Source organism: Pseudorhodobacter antarcticus (genome assembly GCF_900110135.1).
GTDB lineage: Bacteria > Pseudomonadota > Alphaproteobacteria > Rhodobacterales > Rhodobacteraceae > Pseudorhodobacter > Pseudorhodobacter antarcticus.
On record NZ_FOCO01000010.1, the window covers coordinates 96,611 to 106,369 of the forward strand.

General features: G+C 59.0%; 11 protein-coding genes. 6 read left to right on the forward strand and 5 right to left on the reverse strand.

The genetic code is table 11. The features are described from left to right. The first annotated feature begins 33 nt into the window (after window positions 1-33). From BMY36_RS07375 to BMY36_RS07395, 5 genes are all read left to right on the forward strand, one after another. Window positions 34-246, forward strand: a complete 213-nt coding sequence (locus tag BMY36_RS07375) for a hypothetical protein (RefSeq protein ID WP_050520527.1) — start codon at window positions 34-36, stop codon at window positions 244-246. A gap of 276 nt (window positions 247-522) precedes the next feature. After that, a complete protein-coding gene (locus tag BMY36_RS07380; RefSeq protein WP_050520528.1) occupies window positions 523-1,158 on the forward strand; it encodes a glutathione S-transferase family protein in 636 nt (211 codons plus the stop codon). Between the two features lie 11 nt (window positions 1,159-1,169). Further along, window positions 1,170-2,381: an acetyl-CoA C-acetyltransferase gene (locus tag BMY36_RS07385; protein WP_050520529.1), complete on the forward strand. Its 1,212-nt coding sequence runs from the start codon at window positions 1,170-1,172 to the stop codon at window positions 2,379-2,381. A 36-nt stretch (window positions 2,382-2,417) separates the two neighbouring features. Next, window positions 2,418-2,864 (forward strand): hypothetical protein, encoded by a 447-nt coding sequence (locus BMY36_RS07390; protein ID WP_050520530.1) that lies wholly within the window; start codon window positions 2,418-2,420, stop codon window positions 2,862-2,864. Continuing rightward, window positions 2,861-5,053, forward strand: coding sequence for an FAD-dependent oxidoreductase (locus tag BMY36_RS07395; protein WP_050520531.1), 2,193 nt, complete (start codon window positions 2,861-2,863; stop codon window positions 5,051-5,053). Before BMY36_RS07390 ends, BMY36_RS07395 begins: the two co-directional genes overlap by 4 nt. Before the next feature lies 1 nt (window position 5,054). On the opposite strand, the gene BMY36_RS07400 is transcribed toward BMY36_RS07395, so the two are convergent. From BMY36_RS07400 to proC, 4 genes are read right to left on the reverse strand one after another with little or no spacing between them, the layout of a single operon-like run. Continuing rightward, window positions 5,055-5,738, reverse strand: a complete 684-nt coding sequence (locus BMY36_RS07400; protein WP_050520532.1) for a sulfotransferase family 2 domain-containing protein — start codon at window positions 5,736-5,738, stop codon at window positions 5,055-5,057. Window positions 5,739-5,741: 3 nt separating this feature from the next. Continuing rightward, entirely contained in the window at window positions 5,742-6,695 is a 954-nt protein-coding gene (locus BMY36_RS07405) for a 2-hydroxyacid dehydrogenase (RefSeq protein WP_050520533.1), read from the reverse strand. Next, window positions 6,692-7,024 (reverse strand): tRNA-binding protein, encoded by a 333-nt coding sequence (locus tag BMY36_RS07410; protein ID WP_050520534.1) that lies wholly within the window; start codon window positions 7,022-7,024, stop codon window positions 6,692-6,694. The genes BMY36_RS07405 and BMY36_RS07410 overlap by 4 nt, the downstream gene beginning before the upstream one ends. Further along, on the reverse strand, window positions 7,021-7,824 hold the full coding sequence (gene proC / locus BMY36_RS07415) for a pyrroline-5-carboxylate reductase (protein WP_050520535.1): 804 nt from the start codon (window positions 7,822-7,824) through the stop codon (window positions 7,021-7,023). Before proC ends, BMY36_RS07410 begins: the two co-directional genes overlap by 4 nt. A 90-nt stretch (window positions 7,825-7,914) precedes the next feature. Here proC and BMY36_RS07420 point away from each other — a divergent pair, with 90 nt between their 5' ends. Then, entirely contained in the window at window positions 7,915-8,943 is a 1,029-nt protein-coding gene (locus tag BMY36_RS07420) for an NADPH-dependent curcumin/dihydrocurcumin reductase (protein WP_050520536.1), read from the forward strand. 472 nt (window positions 8,944-9,415) lie between these two features. On the opposite strand, the gene BMY36_RS07425 is transcribed toward BMY36_RS07420, so the two are convergent. After that, on the reverse strand, window positions 9,416-9,759 hold a 344-nt coding region (locus BMY36_RS07425), incomplete at its 5' end, for a transposase domain-containing protein (protein ID WP_139193965.1).

Here is a 9,759-nt window from a genome sequence, read left to right on the forward strand (position 1 = left end):
CCACCCTACCCCATGCGCCAACGGAGGATATTCATGCCCAAACGGTTTCGCCTGACCCGCCGCTTTCCTGTCGCAATGACGGAAGATGGGTATCGCAAACTGAAAAAGTTCGCGTCCGAGGCGGGGCTGGATGAGGGGGAGGCGCTGTCGTTTTTGTTCGAAAACTTTGAGTCCGTCATAAATGAGGATAACCTGACCCACCGCTTGCGCTTGTTCAACGCCGCTCTGGACGCGCGCAAAAGCTGAGACATACTGGGGGGAAACACAGGATTAGGTATTTTTACCAAGCCGAAACTGTAACCGAGTTGCCCCAGTTCAGGGCATTGGCGAACCTAAAAAGGGGAGCCGCAACCGAAACCGGGGCAATTTCGCCTTGGACGGTCATCGGCTCCTCAGCCTGTACCGCGTATACGAGCCTATCTAACCAAGGTTAATAAAACCTTATTCGTCTTGGTCAAAATACCTCACGGGGGTGCGGGGGTGTGAAACCCCCGCTCTGTCCGTCAACAGGAGACGCATTTGATGACCGCGCAACTTTATTGCTTTGGCGAAAGTGGCAATGCCTACAAGGCCGCTTTGGCGCTGACTTTGGCCGATATGGACTGGCAGCCTGTTTACGTGGACTTTTTCAACGGCGGTGCGCGCACCCCCGAATTTCGGGCGCTCAATGAGATGGGCGAGGTGCCTGTGTTGATTGATGGCGACACCACGTTGACGCAATCTGGGGTTATCTTGGATTACATCAGTTCAAAAACCGGCAAGATGGGCGGGCGGTCAGCTGCGGAACGGCGCGAGGTGTTGCGCTGGTTGTTTTGGGACAATCACAAGCTGTCGACATTGGTCGGGCAGACTCGGTTTTTGATGAATTTCCTGCCTGCGGACAAGCGGCCTGAAGCGGTGATTGCGTTCAATCTTGCGCGATTGAAGGGGTCTTATACCACGCTGAACGATCATCTTGCGGGGGCCAATTGGATGGTTGGGGACCAAGTGACCATCGCGGATTTGTCCTGTGCGGGCTACCTTTATTACCCCGAACCGTTTGGGTTTGATCGCAAGGATTGGCCCCATATCGACCGCTGGCTAGACCAGATCGCCACCCTGCCCGGCTGGCAAGCGCCCTATGACATGATGCCCGGCAATCCATCCGACCGCGCCTGAAGGAGATCACGATGACCGACGCCTATATCTATGACGCCATTCGTTCGCCGCGTGGCAAGGGCCGCGCGGATGGCGCGTTGCACGAGCTGACATCGGTCGCGCTGTCGGCCAAGATGCTGAATGCGGTCGCTGTGCGCAACGGGTTGCAAGGTCACGCGGTGGAGGATGTTATTTGGGGCAATGTGACCCAAGTGGGCGAGCAGGGCGGCTGTTTGGCGCGGTCTGCCGTTTTGGCGTCGAATCTTGACCAATCCATCCCCGGTTTGGCCATCAACCGCTTTTGTGCGTCAGGGATGGAGGCGGTGAATTTGGCCGCCAACCAAGTGCGCGGCGGGGCGGGCATGGCCTATATCGCGGGCGGGGTGGAAATGATGGGCCGTGTGGCGATGGGCAGTGACGGCGCCGCGATTGCCGTGGACCCGACCCTGACCATGAAAACCTATTTCGTGCCGCAGGGGATTTCGGCCGATATTATCGCCACGGAATACGGGTTTACCCGCGACATGGCCGATGCGTTGGCGGTGGAAAGCCAGCGGCGCGCGGCGCAGGCCTGGGCAGAAGGGCGGTTTGACGGGTCCATCGTTGCTGTCACCGACCAAAACGGGCTGACCATTTTGGACCGCGATGAATACATGCGCCCCGGCACAAATATGCAGACCCTTGGCGGGTTAAAACCCGCGTTCAAGGATATGGGCGAGGTGATGCCCGGTTTTGATAAAATCGCCATGATGAAATACCCGCATTTGGCGCAGATTGACCATATTCACCATGCGGGCAATTCATCGGGCATCGTCGATGGGGCCGCCGCCGTGTTGATTGGTAACAAGGAATTCGGCATCAAGCATGGGTTGAGGCCCCGCGCCCGTATTCGGGCCACGGCCAAAATTGGCACCGACCCCACGATCATGCTGACAGGCCCGGTGCCTGTGACGCATAAAATTTTGGCCGATCACGGCCTGACGATTGGCGATATTGATCTGTTTGAGGTGAATGAGGCGTTTGCATCGGTCGTGTTGCGGTTTCAACAAGCGTTCAACGTTGACCCAGCGCGCGTGAACGTCAATGGCGGATCGATTGCGATGGGGCATCCGCTGGGGGCCACGGGCGCGATCATTATCGGCACGCTGTTGGATGAATTGGAACGCCAAGACAAACAGATGGGCCTTGCAACCTTGTGCATCGCATCCGGTATGGGGGCCGCCACGATTATTGAGCGGGTGTAGCCATGCCACAGCACCCGAAACCGGAGGGAGCCGCCGATGCAAGCCGCTGAAGCCATCTTACAAGCCTATCTGGATAAGGTGGCAGATGCGGTTATGCACGATGATTGGCCGCGCTACCTTGCGGCCATGACGCTGCCGTTTCATCTGGTCACCCACAACGGCAACATCGCCTTGACCACTGAGGCGGATTTGCGCGCGACCTATGATGGGTTTCGCCAAACGTTGCAGGTGCAACGCGTCACCGATTACATCCGGCTGGTTCAAACCGCCAAGCAGATCGACGATGATTTGATCACCGGCAGTTATATCACGCATTTGCTGTCGGGCGGGCAGCGGTTGCTGGACCCGTTCACATCCCAAATCACGTTGCGGCGCAGCGAAAGCGTTTGGTGCGCTGTGTCGATCACCAATGCGCTGGTCAGTTCTCGCTGGCCGCTTTTGCTGCACCCCAGCCCTTCACAGATCAAAGGACCTGACCAATGACCGATTTTAAGTATGCTGTTGATGCGGATGGTGTGGCGACCCTGACATGGGACACCGCCGGAAAATCCATGAACGTCATGTCGCAAGAGGCGTTTTTGACGCTGGAGGGGATGGTGGACCGCGCGCTGGCCGATGCGGGGGTGAAGGGGATCATCATTACATCCGCGAAAAAGGATTTTGCCGGCGGGATGGATTTGAACGTGATCGCCGCGATGCGGGACGCGGGCGGCGCGCAGGGGATTTTTGACGGCGTGATGGGGATGCATGCCATTTTGCGCAAGATTGAGCGCGCAGGCATGGACCCCAAAACCCTGAAAGGCGGCAAGCCGATTGTGGCAGCATTGCCCGGCACCGCGCTGGGGATTGGGTTGGAAATTCCGCTGGCCTGTCACCGCATCATTGCGGCGGACAATCCGCGCGCCAAAATCGGTTTGCCCGAGATTATGGTCGGTATTTTTCCGGGTGCGGGTGGGACCACGCGACTGGTGCGCAAGATGGGCGCGATGATGGCCGCCCCATTTTTGCTGGAAGGGAAATTGAGCGACCCCAAAGCGGCAAAAGCAGCCGGGTTGATTGATGAGGTGGTGGCCCCTGAGGATTTGTTGGCCCGCGCCAAGGAGTGGGTTTTGGCGGCAGCATCTGCCGATTTGGTGAAACCCTGGGATGCAAAAGGCTATAAAATGCCCGGTGGCGCGCCCTATCACCCCGCTGGGTTTCTGACCTTTGTCGGCGCATCTGCGATGGTGCATGGCAAAACGATGGGGGTCTATCCGGCCGCCAAGGCGTTGCTTTCTGCCGTGTATGAAGGGGCGTTGGTGCCGTTTGATGTGGCGTTAAAGATTGAGGCGCGGTGGTTTACCTCCGTTTTGATGAACCCATCATCATCCGCGATGATCCGCAGCCTGTTCATTAACAAAGAGGCGTTGGAAAAAGGCGCTGTGCGGCCTGCAGTGCCGGACCAATCGGTGCAAAAGCTGGGCGTGATTGGTGCGGGCATGATGGGGGCTGGCATCGCCTATGTCGCCGCAAATGCGGGGATTGAGGTGGTGCTGATCGACGCGCAGCAGGACGCTGCTGACCGTGGAAAATCCTATTCCGCAGGGATTTTGGACAAGGGCATTTCGCGCCGCAAAGTGACCGAGGATCAGAAGGCCGAAGTGTTGGCCCGCATCACCGCCACGACCGATTATGCCGCGTTGGCAGGCTGTGATTTGGTGGTGGAGGCGGTGTTTGAGGATATGAAGGTGAAGGCCGATGTGACCGCCAAGGTGGAAGCGGTGGTGGGCCCCGATTGCATTTTTGCGACCAACACATCGACACTGCCGATCAGCGATTTGGCCAAAGCCTCCCAGCGGGCCGCGCAGTTTATCGGTATTCATTTCTTTTCCCCCGTTGATAAAATGCTGTTGGTGGAAATTATTCGTGGTCGCGAAACGGGCGACCGTGCGGTGGCCAAAGCGCTTGATTTCGTGCGCCAAATTCGCAAAACGCCGATTGTGGTGAATGATGCCCGCTTCTTTTACGCCAACCGCTGCATCATTCCCTATATCAACGAAGGGATCCGCATGGTTGCCGAAGGGGTGGAACCGGTGCTGGTGGAAAACGCCGCAAAACTGGTCGGGATGCCGTTGGGGCCGCTGCAATTGGTCGATGAAACCTCCATTGATTTGGGCGTGAAAATTGCCAAGGCAACGCGGTTGGCGATGGGGGATGCGTACCCGGATGGCGCCGTGGATGTGGTGCTGTTTGCGATGTCCGATCAAGGGCGGCTGGGCAAAAAAGCCAATGCTGGCTTTTATGCCTATGACGAAAAGGGCAAGCGGTTGGGCCTGTGGGATGGCTTGGAGGCTGCCTATCCGGTGGCGGATGTGCAGCCGGAATTGGGCGATGTGCAGCACCGCCTGTTGATGGCGCAAGTGCTGGAGGCGGTGCGCGCGCTGGAAGACGGGGTGTTGATGGACATTCGCGAAGGCGATGTGGGTGCGATTTTGGGCTGGGGCTTTGCGCCGTGGTCGGGCGGGCCCTTGTCATGGCTGGATATGATCGGGGCGGCGCGGGCCGTGGCGATTTGCGATGATCTGACCGCGCGGTTTGGTGAGCGGTTCAAAACCCCTGCCTTGCTGCGCGATATGGCGGCCAAGGGCGATGGGTTTTACACCCGCTTTGCGCCGCACCGAAAAGCGGCGTGATTTACGGCGGCGCGTGGGTTTCCCCGTGCGCCGCATCATCGAACCCATAGCCGAATTGTGCGATATCGGGGCCGCAGCAATCGGCGATTATGGCGGCATCAGCATCGGTGTAATACCCCCGCCAGTCGCGCGCGCGGTTCGATGCGTTGGCCCGAGCAAGGGGGGTTAAGGCAAAGCCCAGATGCGCTGCAAACGGGGCGATATCGGCGTCCAGATGTTCCAAGCGCAGGTACAGGTTGCAGCGTTCCACACCACCCGCATCGCGCATATAGGCGCGGGCGGGCCAGTTGCGGTACGCCATTTGGGTTTGGGGATGGTGCAAAAACGCGCTGAAATCCAGCGTTTGCGCCAAAGCAACCGCCGGATGGTCGAACCGTTGTGCCCGCAGCCAGTGGTAATAGCTGACAGCACGGTCCCACGGGTTGCGGACCAGCGTGACGGTAAACATCTGCGCAAGGTCTGCGCCGCTGATCACCCCGTCAATATCGGCCAAGGTGGAGTGTTTCCACAGCCGCCCTTTGGCCCCTAACCCTGCCAGCCGCCCTTTGCGCGCCCGCGCTTTGGGGGTGTCACCGATCAAAATATCATCCTTCATCGCGCGGAATTCCAGCGCCTGCGTCAATGCTGTGCCCCCGGTTTTGGGGATATGCACAAAGATATACCCCCGCCCGCGCGAGATAATCATAGGTCAGACCTGATTGGGCAAAGGTTTGCCGTCAAAAAATGCCCGCAGATTATCGACGGCCATCAGGCCCATCGCCTCGCGCACCTCCAGCGCGGCGGTGCCCAGATGGGGCAGCAAGGTGACGTTTTCCATTGTCAGCAAAGCCGGGGCGACCTTGGGTTCATGTTCATACACGTCCAAGCCCGCGCCTGCGATGGTGCCCCTGTTCAAGGCGTCGATCAACGCGGATTCGCGCACAATATCGCCGCGTGCGATGTTGATCAGGAACGCCGATGGCTGCATATGGGCAAGCGCATCTGCATCAATCAAGTGGCGTGTGGCGGGGCCGCCGGGCACGGCAATGACCACGAAATCAGCACCCAGTGCTGCGTGCAAATCCACCTGCGCGGCGGGAACACCGGGGGCGGCGACGGGCGATCGGTTGTAAAACCGCACATCCATGCCAAAGCCATGATGGCAGCGTTTGGCAATCGCTTTGCCGATGCGCCCCATCCCGATGATGCCAAGGGTTTTGCCCGACATATGCGTGCCCAACAGCTGCGTTGGGTGCCAACCCCGCCACGCACCCGCGCGCACCATCCGTTCGCCTTCGCCTGCGCGGCGCGCGATCATCAACATCAGGGTCAATGCGATATCGGCGGTGGCATCGGTCACAGCGCCGGGGGTGTTGGTGACGATAACACCTGCCGTTTTGGCCGCGGCCACGTCAATATGGTTGTAGCCGACGCCGAAATTTGCCAGCAAGCGGCAGCGCTGAGCTGGGTTTTTTTCAAATATATCCGCGGTATAAAAGTCGCCCAAGGTGGGCAGCACGGCATCATAGCGGTGCAGGCTGTCTGCGCAGTCTTGCGGCGTCATTGGTGTGGTATCTTCGCGGATGGTCAGCGAAAAATGCGCAATCGCTTCGGCAATAACTTTGCCGGGCAGCGGGCGGGTTATCAGGATTTCGGGTTTCAAAACAATTTTCCTCCGTTGGGGACTGCATGGCCGGGGCCGATCAACACCACTTCGCCTGCGGCATCGGGCATGCCCAAAACCAGCACCTCGGACATGACTTTGCCAATTTGGCGCGGCGGGAAATTGACTACAGCCAGCACTTGGCGGCCCACCAACCCTTCGGGGGTGTAATGCGCGGTCAGTTGCGCGGAGGACCTTTTTTCGCCAATATCGCCGCCGAAATCGACCCAAAGTTTAATCGCGGGTTTGCGCGCCTCGGGGAAAGGTTCGGCGCGGGTGATGGTGCCCACGCGAATATCAACGCGTTCAAAATCATCATAGGTGATCATTTTCCCAGCTCCCGTCCCCGGTCGGTGGCGGCCTGTACGGTGCGCGCCATAAGGTCGGGCAAGATGGCCATCAGCACGGCCAGCCCCGCCGCCGTTGTGCCATTTGGTGAGGTGACATTGACGCGCAATTGTTCCGCCGTGTCGGGCGATTGATGCGCCAATTCGCCTGCACCGCAAACGGTTGCGCGGGCCAGTTGCATCGCAAGATCGGGGGCAAGGCCCACGGCGACACCCGCTGCTGCCATCGCCTCGATCATATGGAACACATAGGCGGGGCCGGAGCCGGAGAGGCCGGTGACCGCGTCGATCTGATGCTCCCCCTCCAGCCGCACGACTTGGCCGACTGCCTGCAAAAGCGCCTGCGCCAAATCCAGATGTGCGGGGGTGGCGACCGCGTTGCCACAAATTGCCGTAATACCGCGCGATACGGCGGCGGGGGTGTTGGGCATGGCGCGGATGATGGGCGTTTGTGCGCCCAAAACCCGTTCATAATGTGCAATTGTGGTGCCTGCGGCGACGGATACAAACAGCGTGGTGCCATTGCCAAGGGCTGCCAATGTGGGCAGGGCATCGGCCATCATTTGCGGTTTCACCGCGACCAGCACAATCGCGGGATTTGGCGGCAAGGTGGTGTTCAACTGCACCCCGGTGCCTTGCAGCCACGCGCTGGGATGCGGATCGTTGACCCAGACGGAGGCAGGTGCGACACCTTGCGCCAGCCACCCTTCCAGCATCGCAGACCCCATTTTGCCGCAGCCCAGCAGCACCAGCCCGCGCGTGTTCACCAATGACAGATCCATCCGCAATCCTTTCCCAATCGTGGCAGGCGCAACCCTAGCAAAAACAAGCCCGCCCTGTTAGGAACCAACCATAATTGAACGGAGGATACCATGCCCCAAAACACCCAAACCAACCGTCAAATCGTTTTGGCGCAGCGCCCCAAGGGTGCGCCGGATGCAAACACCTTGCGGATGGACACGACCGCCATTCCCAGCCCCGGCCCCGGCCAAATGCTGCTGCGCACGGTGTTTTTGTCGCTGGACCCCTATATGCGGGGGCGGATGAATGATGCCAAATCCTATGCCACGCCGGTGGCTATTGGGGGCGTGATGACAGGGCAAGTGGTGGCGGAGGTGATGGTGTCAAACTTGGATGCTTTTGCGCCGGGCGATCATGTGTTGGCGGGCAGCGGTTGGCAAGATTACGCGCTGTCGGACGGGGTGGAGGTGTTGAACCTGGGGCCAGCGCCCGCGCGCGCCTCGTGGTCACTGGGGGTTATGGGGATGCCCGGCTATACCGCCTATGCCGGATTGTTGAAGATCGGCGCGCCGAAAGTGGGGGAAACGGTCGTGGTTGCCGCCGCATCCGGCCCTGTGGGGGCGACGGTGGGGCAGATTGCCAAGCTGAAAGGCGCGCGCGCGGTAGGCATCGCGGGGGGGGGCGCCAAATGCAAACATGTGGTGGAGGTTTTGGGGTTTGACGCCTGCATCGACCACACTGCGCCCGATTTTGTCGATCAGTTGCGCGCCGCCTGCCCGGCGGGGATTGATGTTTATTTTGAAAACGTGGGCGGCAAGGTGCTGTATGCCGTGCTGCCCTTGCTGAACGCCTTTGCGCGGATGCCCGTGTGCGGGGTGGCGTCGTGGTACAACTTGCCCGGCCTGCCGGATGGTCCCGATATGGGCCCTGCGATTATGGGCACCATCTTGCGGATGAAGGTGAAAGTGCAGGGGTTCATCATTTTCGACAGCTTCGCGCGCAGCCTGTATGCCGAATTTGTGCGCGATATGACCGGGTGGCTGGAGGCGGGCCAGATGCAGTATACCGAAGAGGTGATTGACGGGTTGGAAAACGCGCCCGACGGGCTTTACGGCCTGCTGGAGGGGCGGAGTTTTGGGAAACGGGTGGTTAGGGTTTAGGGGCGGGGGGGGCCAGAAACGGTGGTTTTTGGCAGGGTCATGCAGCTCTCTTGATCTCGCGACATGGGTTATGCCACCGCACCAACAGGTTGCATCTTGCCTCAAATGATCGCCCAAGGTCGGAAACCATGACGATCGAACACCGCGCCTGATTTGATGCGATCAGCTCAATAGAAAAATGAGCATTCAAAACCCAATCGGGTTGCATCTTGTGGCCCGCCATCAAGTTGTAAAGCATTCTGGCGAAGCGCTCAGACACCTCTGAAAATTGAGGCAAGATCTTCGTATTTTTTCACATATTAGGGGAATATTCAGCGCATTCCCTCCACTGTCCTCAACCCAGTTTATGAACTGACCAATCGCCCAGTATCCGCAGAGATCATTATTGCGGCTACTAAACGCTGAAAGCATGTCGTGACAAATGCCGCGAAGTTCGGTTCGTCTGTATCCGTCTGGTGTGACTGGCGTTGACTTATTGAGCCGGCCAGTTCCATGGTATGAGGTCATCAAGGCGGTTCATTTTGTGATCAGCGATGCGGGCCAGAACCCAACGAAGCCACGCTTCAGGATCGACCTTATTCATGCGACAGGTTTCGATAAGCGTATATGCAATGGCGGCAGCGTCACCACCGCCCTTTGACCCCATGAACAGATAATTCTTGCGCCCGAGGGTCACCGGTCTGATTGAGCGCTCACATATATTGTTGTCCAGCTCCAGCTTGCCGTCGTCGAGATATGCCCCTGCCTTTGGTATACGGCCAAGCGCATAGCGGATGGCTGCTGCCACGTTCGACTTGCCAGAGATTTTGCGCAATT